We start from the raw sequence: 17,383 nt of genomic DNA, 5'->3' as shown, positions 1-17,383 counted from the left end.
CATGACTCGCGCCACAGGCTATCGGTTGTAGCTTCGGGCATCAGCCCAGGTTGCCTGAAAAAGCTTAGGCAGCCTTCGGACGCTTCGCACCGTACTTCGAGCGAGCCTGCTTGCGGTCCTTCACGCCTTGCAGGTCGAGCGAACCACGGACGATGTGGTAACGCACACCCGGCAGATCCTTTACACGGCCGCCGCGGATCAGCACGACCGAGTGTTCCTGCAGGTTGTGGCCTTCACCGCCGATGTACGAGATGACTTCGAAGCCGTTGGTCAGGCGCACCTTGGCGACCTTACGCAGTGCCGAGTTCGGCTTCTTCGGCGTCGTGGTGTACACGCGGGTGCACACGCCGCGACGCTGCGGGCAGTTCTCAAGCGCCGGGCTCTTGCTCTTGATGACTTCAGAGACGCGCGGCTTGCGAACCAGTTGGTTGATAGTTGGCATTGTTCAATCCAGCTTGGTTTTACAGAAACACCCCTCCGCCGGCTTCATCGGCCTGAAGGGGCAACTACGGGTTTTGGACGGGATGGAGAGCGAGCGCTCAAAAGGAAGGGCTGTGAAGTGACAGACTTGCCAAAGAGCGCGAGCTCGCCCGGATCCCGCTCCGCTCCTTGCCAGATTGCGGACCAGAGGCCACAAACCCGACGGACGAGCGAAATCCAAAGCCAAAAACTCGAATCTGGCATCCTAGCAGTCGGCTTTGCAACGGTCAAGCGGTATACCCGTCGTATACCGATACATTGCTAAGGGTGGCCTCGCGAAGGGCCGCAAGCGGGTCTCAAAAGGGTCACGTGAATGTCGGCGATTCCAGGCAGCGCCCCTAGGCGACCGCCCGCAATGTCTCGAGAATTTCCTCGCCATAGCGCTCGAGCTTGGATGCACCGATACCGGGCACCTCGGCCAATTCGTCAAGCGACTCCGGCGCGCTTCGGGCCAGCTCGGCCAGCGTGGCGTCGTGGAAGATGACGTAGGCCGGGACGCCGTGCTCGCGCGCGGCCTCGGTCCGCCAGCGGCGCAGGGCCTCCCAGTTCGCCAGCGCATCGGCATCCATCGTGGCGGTATGGTCCGTTCGGGGGCCTCGCCCGGCACGGTCGCCCGAGGACTTCCCCGGTTTGCTGACCTGGCGGCGCAGGGTAATCGGCGTTTCGCCCTTGAGCACTGCGCGGGCGGATTCGCCCAGCAGCAGAGCGCCATGGCCACCATGGTCAATGACCAGCAGCCCGTGCGCAATCAGCTGGCGAAAGATCGCGTGCCATTCCGACACCGAGCGGTCCTTGCCGATGCCGAACGTCGAGATCTTGTCATGGCCCCACTGCCGGATCTTCTCGGAAGCATTGCCCCTCAGCACGTCCACCAGATGTGTGGCGCCAAAGTGGATGCGGCTGGCTTGCGCAGTTCGGTACACGCAGGACAGTGCCATCTGCGCCTCGCGCGTGCCGTCCCAGGTGGCCGGCGGCTCCAGGCACGTATCGCAGTTGCCGCACGGCTCGGCGGTCTCGTCGAAATACGCCAGGATGCGCACGCGCCGGCAGCCAGCCGTCTCGCACAAACCCAGCAACGCGTCGAGCTTGGCGGACGAAACCCGCTTGTGGGCATCGTCGGCTTCGGACTCGTCGATCATCCGCTTCTGCTGCACCACGTCGCCGAGGCCGTACGCCATCCAGGCATTGGCGGGCAGCCCATCCCGGCCCGCGCGACCGGTTTCCTGGTAATAGCCTTCCATGCTCTTGGGCAGGTCCATGTGCGCAACAAATCGCACATCCGGCTTGTCGATGCCCATCCCGAAGGCGATCGTCGCAACCATGACGATCCCTTCCTCCTCGCGGAAACGAGCCTGGTGATGCTGGCGCACCTGCGCTTCCATTCCGGCGTGATAGCCCAGCGCCTTGATGCCGTGACCGGACAGCCAGGCAGCGGTGTCTTCCACCTTCTTGCGTGACAGGCAATAGACGATGCCACTGTCATGGCCGCCGTCGCCGTTCATGTGTTCGCCCTTGATAAAGGCGAGCAACTGCTGGCGCGCGTTGTCTTTCTCGACGATGCGGTAACGGATATTCGGGCGATCGAAGCTCGAGATGAAGACACGCGCGTCGTCCAGCGCCAGACGCTCGACGATCTCATCGCGCGTGACCGCATCGGCCGTCGCCGTCAGCGCGATCCGTGGTACGTACGGAAAGCGTTCGTGCAGGACCGACAGCTGGATGTATTCGGGCCGGAAATCGTGTCCCCACTGGGACACGCAATGCGCCTCATCGATGGCGAACAAACCCACTCGGGTGCGCTCCAGCAGATCGAGGAAGCGCGGCGTCATCAGCCGCTCCGGTGCGACGTAGAGGATCTCCAGCCGCCCGGCCAATAGGTCGCGCTCCACGGCAGAGGCCTCGCTGCTGCTCAGCGTGGAGTTGAGCACCGCGGCCCGCACGCCCGCCTCGGTCAGGGCGGCAACCTGATCCTGCATCAGCGCGATCAGCGGCGACACGACGATACCCACGCCCTGCCCTGCCTGCTGCCGCAGCAACGCCGGAATCTGGTAGCAGAGTGACTTGCCGCCACCCGTGGGCATCAGTACCAGGCAGTCACCACCTTCGGCCACGTGGTCGATGATCTCCGCCTGCCGGCCGCGAAAGGCGTGGTAGCCAAAGACTTCTTTGAGGATCGCCAGAGCGCGCGGCATGAGGGACAGCGGAAAGTGGAAAACCGGGAAAGGCGTAACCATACCACTCCATGCCTCCCCGAGCCGCATGTGACCTCGCATGTGACGGTATGTGTCTGTCCCAGTGTGGCAGGTATGCCAATCGCTCTCGATGAGGTCGACCTCAATCCGGAACACAGGCCGGACTGCCCATTGGCTGGGTCTTGATGAATTGGGTGACGAGATGGATATGCGTGAGAGTGATACGGGCAATGTGCCAACCGAGGCGCCCGTCGGCTTGGGATGAATCCGGAGTTCTGCTGGGCGCGGTTTCATTACGCCGCGCCAGGTGACGAAGCGCACGCATGGACCGCCCAATCCGGACCAGGTTGCGCGAGCGCAAGGTTGCCGCTTGCCACCCTGTTCTAGGATCGCGCGATCAACCATTCGGCCACCTGTATGTCGTCCACATTCGCCATTCCCGCTTCGCACGCAGCATCGACCTTGCAAGAAACCTTGTTTGTCAGTGGCAGCGACCTCTTCGCGCTAGGGCACTATCCCGGCAACCCGGTCTACCCCGGCGCATTGATGCTCGAGCGCATGCTGGCGATGGCGGGCGCGCTTGTCAGCGGGACGCTGGGCCAGCCCGCCCGTGCGACCGCTGTCAAGCGCGTGCAGTATCTGGGCGTGGTCGTTCCGGGCGATGTGGTGACACTGGAAGCTTCCGTGCTGGAGCAAAGCGCAAACAAGGTGGCATGCCAGGCCGTCGCCAGTGTCGGCGGTGACCCGCGTGTCCGCGCGACGATCGAGTGCGGGCTCGACTCCGGAATCGCCCCGTCGCCGGTTCTTTCGAATCCGGCAACGGCCGTGAAAGACACGAACACGCCAGCTCTGGCGCATCAGGAAATTGCGCGCCTGCTGCCACACCGCTATCCGTTCGTGCTGCTCGACACGGTGCAGACCTATAGCCCTGGCGCGCATATGCTGGCGACCAAGGTCATCAACCGTGAGTCGCCAATCCTGGGGCGCAAGCCTCCCGACACCTATCCGGCCGCGCTGGCGATCGAGTCCTTTGGACAAGCTGGCGTGGCCCTGTATTTCCTAAGCCAGATGGATAACGCACCAGCGCACGCGCTGGTCGGCGCCATGCGCGACGTGACCTTGCTTCGGGAGATTCCGTACGACACCATCCTCACCCTGGATGTCAGGATCGAACGCATGATGGCAAACGCCGTGGTGTTCGGAGGCGATCTCCGGATCGGCGCTGAGGCTGTGATCCGGATTGGTAGCCTCGTGGTCATGATTGCACCGATGCAGGCCGGGTCCTGACGCCACATACGTAACCAATCGGGCGAGTCACTATCCTCCAAAGGGTAGCGGTATCGGCAAGGCCTGTTCCTGGAAGGGATTGGGCAGCACCGGCCGGGGCACTGGCGCCGGGGAGGCGCTGCGGCGCAGCGCGTCGAACTGCAGCTGTCTCGCGCGCTGCTCCAGCGCCTCGCAAGTACGAGTGTCCCCCCGACGCGCTGCGCAGGCTTGTTGCTGCTTGAAACGCTGCGCCCACAGACCCTCGATCGGCAGAGGGGGCTTGGGGGACAAGGCCAGGCTGAACGGTTGGCCGGGTGGCAATTGTGCAAGCGCTGCGCCACAGCACATGGCAAGCAGGACGGGAAAGATTCGATATGGTTTCAGCAGCGTGGCCAGAGTCGCACGCATCTTCGGATCCTCGTCGAGCGCAGTGATGCCCCACCCTAGCGTCCGCCTTGTACCGCGACCTTGACCCTCGCCAAGCCGTCGGCACGGGACGAAAAAAAACCCGGCTCGGATGAGCCGGGTTTTTCACTACTTACTACGGAGTGGATCGCGATCAGGCCGCGCCGTCCTCGCCTTCGGTCGCCTGCACCACCGGCGGCTCGATGAAGAGCGATTGCTCTTCGTCCGAGATCGCCTGGGCGCGTTCGCGCTCGGATGCCTCCCGTGCCTTGCGTGCACGGTGGTAGGCCAGGCCGGTACCGGCCGGGATCAGACGGCCAACGATCACGTTTTCCTTCAGACCACGCAGGTCGTCGGTCTTGCCCATGATCGCGGCTTCCGTCAGCACGCGCGTGGTTTCCTGGAACGATGCCGCCGAGATGAAGCTGTCGGTCGACAGCGACGCCTTGGTGATACCGAGCAGCAGGTTCTCGTGCGTGGCCGGACGCTTGCCTTCGGCGATCACGCGATCGTTCTCGTCGAGCAGCTCCGAACGCTCCACCTGTTCACCCGGGATGAACTTGGTGTCGCCCACGTCCGCGATCTGCACGCGGCGCAGCATCTGGCGCACGATCACTTCGATGTGCTTGTCGTTGATCTTCACGCCTTGCAGACGGTACACGTCCTGCACTTCGTCGACGATGTAGTGCGCCAGTTCCTCGATGCCCTTCAGGCGCAAGATGTCGTGCGGGTCCGCAGGACCTTCCACGATCATTTCGCCCTTGTTCACCACCTGACCGTCGTGGACCAGGACCTGCTTTTCCTTGGCGATCAGGAACTCGTGGGCGTTGCCGTCCAGGTCCGTAATCACCAGGCGTTGCTTGCCCTTGGTGTCCTTGCCGAACGACGTGGTACCGGTGACTTCCGCCAGCACGGCGGCGTCCTTCGGCGAACGCGCTTCGAACAGCTCGGCCACACGCGGCAGACCCCCGGTAATGTCGCGGGTCTTCTGCGATTCGGTCGGGATACGTGCGAGCACTTCACCCACGTGCACCTGCTGGCCGTCCTTCACGGTAATCAGCGCGCCCACCTGGAAGCCGATGGTCACGGAGTGGTCCGTGCCCGGAATCTTGACTTCCTGGTTGTTGGCGTCGAGCAGCTTCACCTGCGGGCGCAGGCCCTTGGTGGCAGCCGTACGGCGCTTGGCGTCGATCACCACGAGGGTCGACAGGCCGGTCACTTCGTCCATCTGCTTGGCGACGGTCACGCCTTCTTCGACGTTCTCGAACTTGATGGTGCCCGAGTACTCCGAGACGATCGGTCGCGTCAGTGCGTCCCACGTGGCCAGCTGCGTGCCAGCCTTGATTGCCTGGCCGTCCTGCACCAGCAGCGTGGCGCCATACGGGATCTTGTGGCGCTCGCGCTCGCGGCCATGGTCGTCCGTGATCATCGACTCGCCCGAACGCGAGATCACGATCAGTTCGCCCTTGGCGTTGGTCACGTAGCGCATGGTCGCCGTGAAGCGGACCGTACCGGTCGCCTTGGCTTCCACGCTCGACGCCACTGCCGCACGCGATGCCGCACCACCGATGTGGAACGTACGCATGGTCAGCTGGGTGCCCGGCTCACCGATCGACTGCGCGGCGATCACGCCCACCGCTTCACCCGAGTTCACCAGCACGCCGCGGCCGAGGTCGCGGCCGTAGCACTTGGCGCACAGGCCGTAGCGCGTGTCGCACGACAGCGGGGTGCGGACCTTCACTTCGTCCACGCCGAGGCTGTCGATCAGGTCGACCAGATCTTCGTCCAGCAGCGTGCCGGTTTCGATCGCGGTTTCCTGGGTTTCCGGGTTCACCACGTCGGACACCGTCACACGGCCGAGGATACGGTCGCGCAGGGCTTCGATCACTTCACCGCCTTCGACCAGGGCCTTCATGGCCACGCCGTTGGAGGTGCCGCAATCGTCTTCCACCACAACCAGATCCTGCGTCACGTCAACCAGACGACGGGTCAGGTAACCCGAGTTCGCGGTCTTCAGTGCCGTATCGGCCAGGCCCTTACGGGCGCCGTGGGTCGAGATGAAGTACTGCAGAACGTTCAGGCCTTCACGGAAGTTTGCCGTAATCGGCGTTTCAATGATCGAGCCATCCGGCTTGGCCATCAGGCCACGCATGCCGGCCAGCTGACGGATCTGCGCCGCGGAACCGCGCGCACCCGAGTCAGCCATCATGTAGATCGAGTTGAACGATTCCTGCTTGACGGTCTTGCCTTCGCGGTCGACCACGTCTTCGTGCTGGAGCTGCTCCATCATCGCCTTGCCCACCTGGTCGCCGGCGGCGCCCCAGATGTCCACGACGTTGTTGTAACGCTCCTGGTCCGTCACCAGACCCGACATGTACTGCTTGTCGTATTCCTTCACCTTGGCAGCTGCGTCGGAGATGATCTTCTCCTTCTGCGGCGGCACCAGCATGTCGTCGATCGCGATCGAGATACCGGCGCGGGTGGCCAGGCGGAAGCCCGACTGCAGCAGCTTGTCAGCGAAGATCACGGTCTCGCGCAGGCCGCACTTGCGGAACGCTGTGTTGATCAGGCGCGAGATTTCCTTCTTCTTCAGCGGCTTGTTCAGCACCGAGAACGGCAGGCCCTTCGGCAGGATCTCGGACAGGATCGCGCGGCCGACCGTGGTGGCCTGCAGCGTGATCTTGGGCGCGAAGCGGGCATCGCCCACGGCGTCCTTGTCGACGAGTTCGTACTCGGTGATCCGCACGTTCACGCGCGAAGCGAGCTCGACCTCCTTGTTCTCGTAGGCGCGGATGACTTCGCTGATGTCAGCGAAGGTCATGCCTTCACCCTTGCCGTTGATCTTGTCGCGGGTCGTGTAGTACAGACCCAGCACCACGTCTTGCGACGGGACGATCGACGGGTCGCCGTTGGCCGGGAACAGCACGTTGTTGGACGCCAGCATCAGCGTGCGGGCTTCCATCTGCGCTTCCAGCGACAGCGGCACGTGAACAGCCATCTGGTCACCGTCGAAGTCGGCGTTGAACGCCGCGCAGACCAGCGGGTGCAGCTGGATGGCCTTGCCTTCGATCAGCACCGGCTCGAACGCCTGGATACCCAGGCGGTGCAGCGTCGGCGCACGGTTCAGCATCACCGGGTGCTCGCGGATCACCTCTTCGAGGATGTCCCACACCACCGGCGTCTGGCTTTCCACTTCCTTCTTCGCCGCCTTGATGGTGGTGGCGATGCCCATCGTTTCCAGCTTGTGGAAGATGAACGGCTTGAACAGCTCGAGCGCCATCAGCTTGGGCAGGCCGCACTGGTGCAGCTTGAGCGTCGGGCCCACCACGATGACCGAACGGCCCGAGTAGTCCACGCGCTTGCCCAGCAGGTTCTGACGGAAACGGCCGCCCTTGCCCTTGATCATTTCGGCCAGGGACTTCAGCGGACGCTTGTTGGCGCCGGTCATCGCCTTGCCGCGACGACCGTTGTCCAGCAGCGAGTCAACCGCTTCCTGCAGCATGCGCTTTTCATTGCGCACGATGATCTCAGGGGCCTTCAGCTCCAGCAGGCGCTTCAGGCGGTTGTTACGGTTGATGACGCGGCGGTACAGGTCGTTCAGGTCCGACGTCGCGAAGCGGCCGCCATCCAGCGGCACCAGCGGACGCAGTTCCGGCGGCAGCACGGGCAGCACTTCCAGGATCATCCACTCGGGCTTGATACCCGAGCGCTGGAACGCCTCCAGCACCTTCAGGCGCTTGGCGAACTTCTTGATCTTGGCTTCGGAACCGGTGGCCTGCAGCTCGGCGCGGATCTGTTCGATCTGCTTCTCGATGTCGATGCCGCGCAGCAGTTCACGGATGCCCTCGGCGCCCATCATGGCGACGAATTCACCCTCGCCGTACTCATCGCACTTCGCGATGTAGTCGTCTTCCGACATGATCTGGCTCTTCTTGAGCGGCGTCATGCCGGGTTCCAGCACCACGAACGCTTCGAAGTACAGCACGCGCTCGATGTCGCGCAGCGTCATGTCGAGCACCATGCCCAGACGCGACGGCAGCGACTTCAGGAACCAGATGTGGGCGGTCGGGGCAGCCAGTTCGATGTGGCCCATGCGCTCGCGGCGCACCTTGGCCAGCGTCACTTCCACGCCGCACTTCTCGCAGATCACGCCACGGTGCTTCAGGCGCTTGTACTTGCCGCACAGGCACTCGTAGTCCTTGATCGGGCCAAAGATCTTGGCGCAGAACAAGCCATCGCGCTCCGGCTTGAACGTGCGGTAGTTGATCGTTTCCGGCTTCTTGACTTCACCGTACGACCACGAACGGATCTTCTCGGGCGAGGCGAGGCCGATCTTGATCGCGTCGAACTGCTCTTCCTGCTGAACCTGCTTAAAGAGATCGAGCAATGCTTTCATTGCAACTCCTTGTTTCGCCGCGGCACCGACTTCTGTTCGGGGCCACGGCATTCATTCTGTGGGAAATCCTGTGCTGGTCGGCGCCGGCCTCGGCCGGCGCCGTCATCTCGTCGATCAGTAGCGATCGAGGTCGATGTCGATACCCAGCGAGCGGATTTCCTTCACCAGCACGTTGAACGATTCCGGCATGCCGGCGTCGATCGAGTGCTCGCCCTTGACGATGTTTTCGTACACCTTGGTACGGCCGTTCACGTCATCGGACTTGACCGTCAGCATTTCCTGCAGCACGTACGACGCGCCATAGGCTTCCAGTGCCCACACTTCCATTTCACCGAAACGCTGGCCACCGAACTGGGCCTTGCCGCCCAGCGGCTGCTGCGTCACCAGCGAGTACGGACCGGTGGAACGGGCGTGCATCTTGTCGTCCACCAAGTGGTGCAGCTTCAGCATGTGCATCACACCCAGCGTGACAGGACGCTCGAACGCTTCGCCGGTACGGCCATCGTGCAGCGTGACCTGCTGCTTGGAGGCGGTCAGGCCCTTCTCCTTCGCGATGTCGTCCGGGTACGCCAGGTCCAGCATGCGGCGGATTTCGTCCTCGTGCGCACCATCGAACACCGGCGTCGCGAACGGCACACCCTTCTTCAGGTTGCTGGCCAGTTCCAGCACTTCGGCGTCAGACAGGCTGTCCAGGTCTTCCGGCTTGCCGCTCTCGTTGTAGACCTGGGCCAGCAGCTTGCGCAGCTCCTGTGCCTTGGTCTGCGCCTTGAGCATGTCGCCGATGCGCTGGCCCAGACCGCGCGCGGCCCAGCCCAGGTGGGTTTCCAGAATCTGGCCCACGTTCATCCGCGACGGCACGCCCAGCGGGTTCAGCACGATGTCAGCCGGCGTACCGTCTGCCATGTACGGCATGTCTTCGATCGGAACGATCTTCGACACCACACCCTTGTTACCGTGACGACCGGCCATCTTGTCACCAGGCTGCAGGCGACGCTTCACGGCCAGGTACACCTTGACCATCTTGATCACGCCCGGCGGCAGTTCATCGCCCTGCGTCAGCTTCTTGCGCTTCTCTTCGAAGGCCAGGTCGAACTCGTGACGCTTCTGCTCGATGGCTTCCTTGACGGCTTCCAGCTGGGCAGCCACTTCCTCGTCGGCCGGACGGATGTCGAACCAGTGGTACTTGTCCAGGTCAGCCAGGTACTCGCGCGTCAGCTTGGCGCCCTTGGCCAGCTTCTTCGGACCGCCATTGACGGTCTTGTCGAGCAGCAGGCGCTCCAGACGCTGGAACGCGTCACCTTCCACGATACGCAGCTGGTCGTTCAGGTCCAGGCGGTAGCGCTTCAGTTCGTCGTCGATGATCGACTGGGCACGCTTGTCGCGGGTCACGCCTTCGCGGGTGAAGACCTGGACGTCGATCACGATACCGCTCATGCCCGACGGCACGCGCAGCGAGGTGTCCTTCACGTCCGACGCCTTCTCGCCGAAGATCGCGCGCAGCAGCTTCTCTTCCGGCGTCAGCTGGGTCTCGCCCTTCGGCGTGACCTTGCCCACCAGCACGTCGCCGGCTTCCACTTCGGCACCGATGTAGGTGATGCCGGACTCGTCCAGACGCGCCAGCTGCGCTTCGGCGAGGTTGGAGATGTCGCGCGTGATTTCTTCCGGTCCCAGCTTCGTGTCACGGGCCACGACCGACAGTTCCTCGATGTGGATCGAGGTGTAGCGGTCTTCGGCCACCACGCGTTCGGAGATCAGGATCGAATCTTCGAAGTTGTAGCCGTTCCACGGCATGAACGCCACCAGCATGTTCTGGCCGAGCGCCAGCTCGCCCAGGTCGGTCGAGGCGCCGTCGGCGATGACGTCGGCACGGGCCACGATATCGCCAACCTTCACCATCGGACGCTGGTTGATGTTGGTGTTCTGGTTGGAACGCGTGTACTTGATCAGGTTGTAGATGTCGACGCCGACTTCACCGGCCACGGCTTCGTCGTCATTCACGCGAATCACGATACGCATCGCGTCGACGTAGTCCACCACGCCGCCACGCATCGCCTGCACCGCGGTACCCGAGTCAACGGCCACGGTACGCTCGATTCCGGTACCCACCAGCGGCTTGTCCGGACGCAGGCAAGGCACGGCCTGACGCTGCATGTTCGCGCCCATCAGTGCACGGTTCGCGTCATCGTGTTCCAGGAACGGCACCAGCGAGGCTGCCGCGGACACGATCTGCGACGGCGCCACGTCGATGTACTGGACGCGATCCGGCGTCACCATACGGGTTTCACGCTCGGAGCCTTCGCGGGCGGACACCAGTTCGTCGGTCAGGTTGCCGTCGGCATCGACCGTCGCGTTGGCCTGCGCCACCACGTACTTGCCTTCCTCGATCGCGGAAAGGTAGTCCACCTGGTCGGTCAGCTTGCTGTCCACCACCTTGCGGTACGGGGTTTCCAGGAAGCCGTATTCGTTCAGGCGGGCGTACAGTGCCAGCGAGTTGATCAGGCCGATGTTCGGACCTTCCGGCGTTTCGATCGGGCACACACGGCCGTAGTGGGTCGGGTGCACGTCACGAACTTCAAAGCCGGCGCGCTCGCGCGTCAGACCACCCGGGCCGAGTGCGGACACACGGCGCTTGTGGGTGATTTCCGACAGCGGGTTGGTCTGGTCCATGAACTGCGACAGCTGCGACGAACCGAAGAACTCGCGAATCGCCGACGAAATCGGCTTCGAGTTGATCAGGTCGTGCGGCATCAGGTTCTCGGTCTCGGCCTGGCCCAGACGTTCCTTGACGGCGCGCTCCACGCGCGACAGGCCGGCGCGGAACTGGTTCTCAGCCAGTTCGCCGACGCAACGCACGCGACGATTGCCCAGGTGATCGATGTCATCGACCTCGCCCTTGCCGTTGCGCAGGTTGACCAGGATCTTGATGGTCTCGAGGATGTCCTCGTCCTGCAGCACCATGCTGCCTTCGCCGCTCGGACGCGACAGGCGGCTGTTGACCTTCATGCGGCCAACGCGCGACAGGTCGTACGATTCCTCGCTGTAGAACAGGCGCTGGAACAGCGCTTCCACGGCATCTTCGGTCGGCGGCTCGCCCGGGCGCATCATGCGGTAGATGGCAATACGCGCGGCCGTCTGGTCGACGGTCTCGTCCACGCGCAGGGTCTGCGACATGTACGGACCCTGATCCAGGTCGTTCGTGTACAGGGTCTGGATCTGCTTGACGCCCGCTTCGCGCAGGTTTTCCAGCAGCGTTTCCGTCAGCTCGTCGTTGGCGTTGGCGATCACCTCGCCCGTGTCCGGGTCGATGATGTTCTTGGCCAGCACGCGGCCCAGCAGGTAGTCTTCCGGCACGCTGATCAGCTTGGTGCCGGCGGTGTCCAGGTCACGGATGTGCTTGGCATTGATCCGCTTGTCCTTCTCCACGACTACGCGACCGTTCTTGTCGAGGATGTCGAAACGCGCGACTTCGCCACGCAGGCGCTCGGGCACGAACTCCAGCTGTGCACCTTCCGATTGCAGCGTGAAGTTGTCGAACACGAAGAAGTGCGCAAGGATCTGTTCCGGGGTCAGCCCAATGGACTTCAGCAGAATCGTCACCGGCATCTTGCGGCGGCGGTCAACGCGGAAGTACAGGATGTCCTTCGGGTCGAACTCGAAATCCAGCCACGAGCCACGGTACGGAATGATCCGTGCCGAGAACAGCAGCTTGCCCGAGCTGTGGGTCTTGCCCTTGTCGTGCTCGAAGAACACGCCCGGCGAGCGGTGCAGCTGGCTGACGATGACACGCTCGGTGCCATTGATCACGAAGGAGCCGGTCGAGGTCATGAGCGGAATTTCGCCCATGTACACTTCCTGCTCCTTCACTTCCTTGACCTTGCCAGGGTTTTCACGATCGTTGATGATCAGGCGAACCTTGGCACGCAGCGCCGAATGGAACGTCAGGCCACGCTGCTGGCATTCCTTGACGTCGAACGGCGGGTTGGACAGGTGATACGAGACAAACTCCATACGGGCAAGCCCGTTATGGGAGGAGATTGGGAAAATCGCGCTGAAAGCGGCCTGCAGACCCTCGGTTTTGCGACGCGCGGTCGGCGTATCCGCTTGCAAGAACTGGGTGTAGGATTCAATCTGGGTGGCAAGCAGGAATGGAACCTGGTGAACCGTCGCGCGCTTCGCAAAGGATTTGCGAATGCGCTTCTTTTCGGTGAAGCTGTACGCCATGGGATCTCCGAATCATCGCAGGGCTGGCTGGACCTGGCCGGCACCTGAGGTGTTCAGCGACTGGGAGGGGATTTGGCGGTTGGCCGCTACCAACCTCTGGCTGACGGTGTCCGCACGCTGCGGGCGGTGTGGTCATTGCGCGGCGCAATGCCTGTACTCGCCCGGGGGACACCCGACCAAACTTGTCTTCTGCAGTCGGTTCAGAAGACAAACATCAGCAACCACTTAGTGTGCCACTGATGTTTGGCTTCTGCAGGAACAGCGAGTTTTTTCGCCATCCAAGCAGCTTTTAAGCCACATTTTCCGTGATCCGGCCAGCTTGCCGGCGCGCCAGGTGCGCAATCAAACACACCCACAGAAGCGCAAAAAGGCTGGCGCCGGGAATTTCCCTTTGCCAGCCCCATCCGCGTGCCGCGAGGGCACGCGCGGTACCACTTACTTGACTTCGACCTTTGCGCCGGCGTCTTCCAGCTTCTTCTTGGCGTCGTCGGCGGTAGCCTTGTCCACGCCTTCCTTCACGGGCTTCGGTGCGCCATCGACCAGGTCCTTGGCTTCCTTCAGGCCCAGACCGGTGATTTCGCGCACGGCCTTGATCACGCCAACCTTGTTCGCGCCAACTTCGGCCAGCACAACGTTGAACTCGGTCTTTTCTTCAACAGCGGCAGCACCGCCAGCGCCCGGGGCAGCAGCCACGGCCATGGCGGCAGCGGACACGCCAAACTTCTCTTCGAACGCCTTGACCAGGTCGTTCAGTTCCATCACGGACATCGCGCCTACGGCTTCGAGAATGTCGTCTTTAGTGATTGCCATTTGGAATACTCCTAGATGTGATTCGGTATCGGTAATGCGATCTGTCTATGCGAGGCCTGCGTCAGCTCAGGCAGCAGGGGCTTCCGCTTCCGCGGGAGCGCCTTCGCCCTTCTTGGCAGCGAGGGCAGCCAGCAGACGGGCGAAGCCCGACACCGGTGCCTGCATCACGCCAAGCAGCTGAGCAATCAGTTCGTCGCGGCTCGGGATCGAAGCCAGCGCCTTGACGGCGACTGCATCGAGTACCTTGCCGTCGTACGACCCTGCGCGCAGAACCAGCTTGTCGTTGGTCTTGGCAAAGTCGTTCAGAACCTTGGCCGAGGCCACTGCATCTTCGGAAATACCGTAGATCAGCGGACCGGTCATTTGCTCTGCGAGGCCTGCAAACGGCGTACCTTCGACGGCACGGCGGGCCAGCGTGTTCTTCAGAACGCGCAGGTACACGCCTTGCTGACGAGCGGAAGCACGCAGCTTGGTCAGATCGCCAACCGTGATGCCGCGATATTCGGCGACGACGATGGTCTGGGCCTTGGCGACTTGCGCCGAAACCTCAGCAACGACGGCCTTCTTATCTTCAATATTGAGTGGCACGGTTTAGCTCCAAAACGATGCGGGTGGTCCGGAATCTTCCGGCTCAAACGCATCAGTCCAAACGAACGGCGTCCGATTGGCCCGAATCACCCGGGACATGCCCGGATTCATCAATCCCTTCGGGTGCGCCATCTGCGCTGGCGGGCCGACGAGCATCGGGGCGAACCCCGCATGCGCCGACCGATTAAGTCCACGCTGCCAGACTTCGGCGGTGTGAACACCAGCGGTCTTTGATAACCAGCAACGCTCGCTTCGCTCTTCGCGTGGCGGGCGTCGCTGCCCAAAGCCTTGCTCCGTCGCCTTGCGGCGGCGGAGACGATCCCGGCAATGCCGGCATCTTCAATTCCTGCCCTGGTCGGTGTTATCGGGAGCCGTCCAGGTGGTTGCCGTCAGCTTAGGCCGACAGCGATGTCTGTTCGACGCGAACGCCAACGCCCATCGTGGACGACACGGCGATCTTGCGCAGGTACACGCCCTTGCTCGTGGCCGGCTTGGCCTTGACCAGCGCGTCCAGCAGTGCGGACAGGTTGCTCTTGAGCGCAGTGTCTTCGAACGAACGACGGCCGATGGTGGCGTGAATGATACCGGCCTTGTCGACACGGAATTGCACCTGACCAGCCTTGGCGTTCTTCACAGCCTGGGCCACGTCCGGCGTCACGGTGCCGACCTTCGGGTTCGGCATCAGGCCGCGCGGGCCGAGGATCTGGCCCAGCGTACCGACGATACGCATCGTGTCCGGCGAAGCGATCACGACGTCAAAGTTCAGGTTACCGGCCTTGACTTGCTCAGCCAGGTCTTCCATGCCGACCACATCAGCGCCAGCAGCCTTCGCGGCTTCAGCCTTTTCGCCCTGGGCGAACACGGCCACGCGAACGGACTTGCCGGTACCGGCCGGCAACACCACGGAACCACGCACAACCTGGTCCGACTTCTTGGCGTCAATGCCCAGTTGCACGGCCACGTCGATCGACTCGTCGAACTTCGCCGAGGCGCAGCTCTTCACCAGGCCCAGGGCCTCGTCGATCGGGTAGAACTTGGTACGCTCGATCTTCGCCTTGTTGGCGGCGACGCGCTTGGAAACCTTAGCCATTTACAGACCCTCCACGGTGATGCCCATCGAACGGGCCGAGCCGGCGATCGTACGCACGGCGGCGTCCAGATCGGCAGCGGTCAGGTCAGCGTTCTTGGCCTTGGCGATGTCTTCAGCCTGAGCGCGGGTGATCTTGCCAACCTTGTCGGTATGCGGCTTGGGCGAACCCTTGGTAATGCCAGCTGCCTTCTTGATCAGCACGGTCGCGGGAGGCGACTTCATCACGAAGGTGAAGCTCTTGTCGGCGAAGGCGGTAATCACCACCGGCACCGGCAGACCAGGTTCCATACCTTGGGTCTGGGCGTTGAACGCCTTGCAGAACTCCATGATATTCAGACCGCGCTGACCCAGTGCGGGACCAACGGGCGGGGAGGGATTTGCTTTACCAGCCGGAATTTGCAGCTTGATAAAGCCAACGATCTTCTTGGCCATTTCTACTCCAATCCGGATCCTTTCCTGCTCGGAAAACGGATCCTGTTGAGTCGTAACGCGCTATCGTCGCGCCATTCAGCGCAACCTCACGCTCCTCTTCAGGCGCGGCCTTTCGGCTGCCCTATCTGTCCGCCGCCGCCCGGTGGGGCTACGGCGATCAAACTGTTAAACCTTTTCGACCTGGCCGAACTCGAGTTCGACGGGGGTCGCACGACCGAAGATTGTGACCGAGACGCGCAGGCGCGATTTCTCGTAGTTCACTTCCTCGACGTTGCCGTTGAAGTCGGTGAACGGACCGTCCTTGACGCGCACCATTTCGCCCACTTCGAACAGCGTCTTGGGACGCGGCTTCTCGACCCCTTCCTGCATCTGGGTCATGATCTTGTCGACTTCCCGCTGGGAAATCGGGCTCGGGCGGTTGCGTGCGCCACCCACGAAGCCGGTCACCTTGCTGGTGTTCTTCACCAGGTGCCACGTCTCGTCGGTCATTTCCATTTCCACCAGGACGTAGCCAGGGAAGAAACGGCGTTCCGTTACCGACTTGTGACCACCCTTGATCTCGACAACTTCTTCCGACGGCACCAGGATGCGGCCAAATTTGTCCTGCATCTCGGCGCGTTCGATGCGCTCTTGCAACGCGCGCTGTACGCTCTTTTCCATGCCGGAATAGGCGTGCACCACATACCAGCGCTTCTTCGACGAAGGCGATTCCGCGGCGGCGGTTTCCTGCTGAGCGTTATCCGTCATGTACTACCTCTTATTTCCAGCTCAACACGAGTGAGAAAATTACCCACTCAATGAGCTTGTCAGCCGACCACAGGAACAGTGCCATGACCACAACAAAGGCGAACACCAGCCCGGTCATCTGACCGGCTTCCTTGCGCGTCGGCCAGACGACTTTACGAACTTCCCGGTACGATTCCTTGGCAAATCCCACAAAGTCCTTGCCCGGGGCGGACACCAACGCCACAACAACACCCAGTGCGAGGCCGGCAAACAGCGCGGCGCCGCGCACGTAGGACGGCTGCTGTGCCAGTGCGTAGAAGCCGATTACCCCGGCAACCACCAGAAGCACCGCCACGCCTAGCAGCCACTTGCCGCTCGAGGCGCCTACGGTTTCAACATTGGGATTGGCCATGTTTCGCAAACGAGACTAAGCCGCGTCACGATTGTTCTTCGCGACGCGGCTGATTGAATTGGCAGGGGCAGAGGGAATCGAACCCCCAACCTTCGGTTTTGGAGACCGACGCTCTGCCAGTTGAGCTATACCCCTAAAAACAACTTTGGGGTCGGCGATGCCGCCAACCCCTCTGGCAAACGAGCGCGGCCGGTTGGTGCCGCGCTCGCCAGTTTTACTGCTTAGTCGAGGATCTTTGCCACGACGCCGGCGCCGACGGTACGGCCGCCTTCACGGATAGCGAAGCGCAGACCTTCTTCCATGGCGATCGGGGCGATCAGCTTGACGGTGATCGACACGTTGTCACCCGGCATCACCATTTCCTT

Annotated in this window: 13 protein-coding genes and 1 tRNA gene; 1 reads left to right on the top strand and 13 read right to left on the bottom strand. The window is 62.5% G+C overall.

The features are described 5' to 3' along the window. Positions 1-64: 64 nt before the first annotated feature. Together rpsL and recQ are read right to left on the bottom strand one after the other, a co-directional pair. A complete protein-coding gene (gene rpsL, locus AC1DOX_RS18630) occupies positions 65-442 on the bottom strand; it encodes a 30S ribosomal protein S12 (RefSeq protein ID WP_006576501.1) in 378 nt (125 codons plus the stop codon). A 376-nt stretch (positions 443-818) separates the two neighbouring features. Then, positions 819-2,672 (bottom strand): DNA helicase RecQ, encoded by a 1,854-nt coding sequence (recQ, locus tag AC1DOX_RS18625; protein ID WP_441624330.1) that lies wholly within the window; start codon positions 2,670-2,672, stop codon positions 819-821. A gap of 417 nt (positions 2,673-3,089) precedes the next feature. Between recQ and AC1DOX_RS18620 the strand changes: the two genes are divergently transcribed. Further along, entirely contained in the window at positions 3,090-3,959 is an 870-nt protein-coding gene (locus AC1DOX_RS18620; RefSeq protein WP_441624323.1) for a 3-hydroxyacyl-ACP dehydratase FabZ family protein, read from the top strand. A gap of 30 nt (positions 3,960-3,989) precedes the next feature. On the opposite strand, the gene AC1DOX_RS18615 is transcribed toward AC1DOX_RS18620, so the two are convergent. The 11 genes from AC1DOX_RS18615 to AC1DOX_RS18565 form a co-directional block, all read right to left on the bottom strand. Next, positions 3,990-4,346 (bottom strand): hypothetical protein, encoded by a 357-nt coding sequence (locus AC1DOX_RS18615; protein WP_441624321.1) that lies wholly within the window; start codon positions 4,344-4,346, stop codon positions 3,990-3,992. Positions 4,347-4,497: 151 nt separating this feature from the next. Continuing rightward, positions 4,498-8,739, bottom strand: coding sequence for a DNA-directed RNA polymerase subunit beta' (gene rpoC, locus AC1DOX_RS18610; protein WP_441624319.1), 4,242 nt, complete (start codon positions 8,737-8,739; stop codon positions 4,498-4,500). A 114-nt stretch (positions 8,740-8,853) separates the two neighbouring features. Next, positions 8,854-12,960, bottom strand: a complete 4,107-nt coding sequence (gene rpoB, locus AC1DOX_RS18605) for a DNA-directed RNA polymerase subunit beta (RefSeq protein ID WP_441624317.1) — start codon at positions 12,958-12,960, stop codon at positions 8,854-8,856. Between the two features lie 435 nt (positions 12,961-13,395). Further along, the gene (rplL, locus tag AC1DOX_RS18600) at positions 13,396-13,770 is read right to left on the bottom strand and encodes a 50S ribosomal protein L7/L12 (protein WP_441624315.1); all 375 of its coding nucleotides are present in this window, start codon (positions 13,768-13,770) and stop codon (positions 13,396-13,398) included. A 66-nt stretch (positions 13,771-13,836) separates the two neighbouring features. Continuing rightward, on the bottom strand, positions 13,837-14,358 hold the full coding sequence (rplJ, locus tag AC1DOX_RS18595; protein WP_092143688.1) for a 50S ribosomal protein L10: 522 nt from the start codon (positions 14,356-14,358) through the stop codon (positions 13,837-13,839). Positions 14,359-14,752: 394 nt separating this feature from the next. Next, positions 14,753-15,448 carry a 50S ribosomal protein L1 gene (rplA, locus tag AC1DOX_RS18590; protein WP_092143691.1) on the bottom strand — a complete coding sequence of 232 codons (696 nt, stop codon included), beginning with the start codon at positions 15,446-15,448 and terminating at the stop codon, positions 14,753-14,755. Next, entirely contained in the window at positions 15,449-15,880 is a 432-nt protein-coding gene (gene rplK, locus AC1DOX_RS18585; RefSeq protein WP_092143694.1) for a 50S ribosomal protein L11, read from the bottom strand. Positions 15,881-16,045: 165 nt separating this feature from the next. Further along, positions 16,046-16,627, bottom strand: coding sequence for a transcription termination/antitermination protein NusG (nusG, locus tag AC1DOX_RS18580; RefSeq protein WP_092143697.1), 582 nt, complete (start codon positions 16,625-16,627; stop codon positions 16,046-16,048). A 10-nt stretch (positions 16,628-16,637) separates the two neighbouring features. Next, on the bottom strand, positions 16,638-17,018 hold the full coding sequence (gene secE / locus AC1DOX_RS18575; protein WP_441624311.1) for a preprotein translocase subunit SecE: 381 nt from the start codon (positions 17,016-17,018) through the stop codon (positions 16,638-16,640). A 59-nt stretch (positions 17,019-17,077) separates the two neighbouring features. Further along, a tRNA-Trp gene (locus tag AC1DOX_RS18570) sits at positions 17,078-17,153 on the bottom strand. Between the two features lie 86 nt (positions 17,154-17,239). Next, on the bottom strand, positions 17,240-17,383 hold a 144-nt coding region (locus tag AC1DOX_RS18565), incomplete at its 5' end, for an EF-Tu C-terminal domain-related protein (RefSeq protein ID WP_477101491.1).

This window comes from Cupriavidus sp. 01L415, from assembly GCF_056400065.1.
The sequence above is the reverse complement of the archived record's forward strand: the minus strand, read 5'-3'. Positions and strand labels throughout refer to the sequence as shown.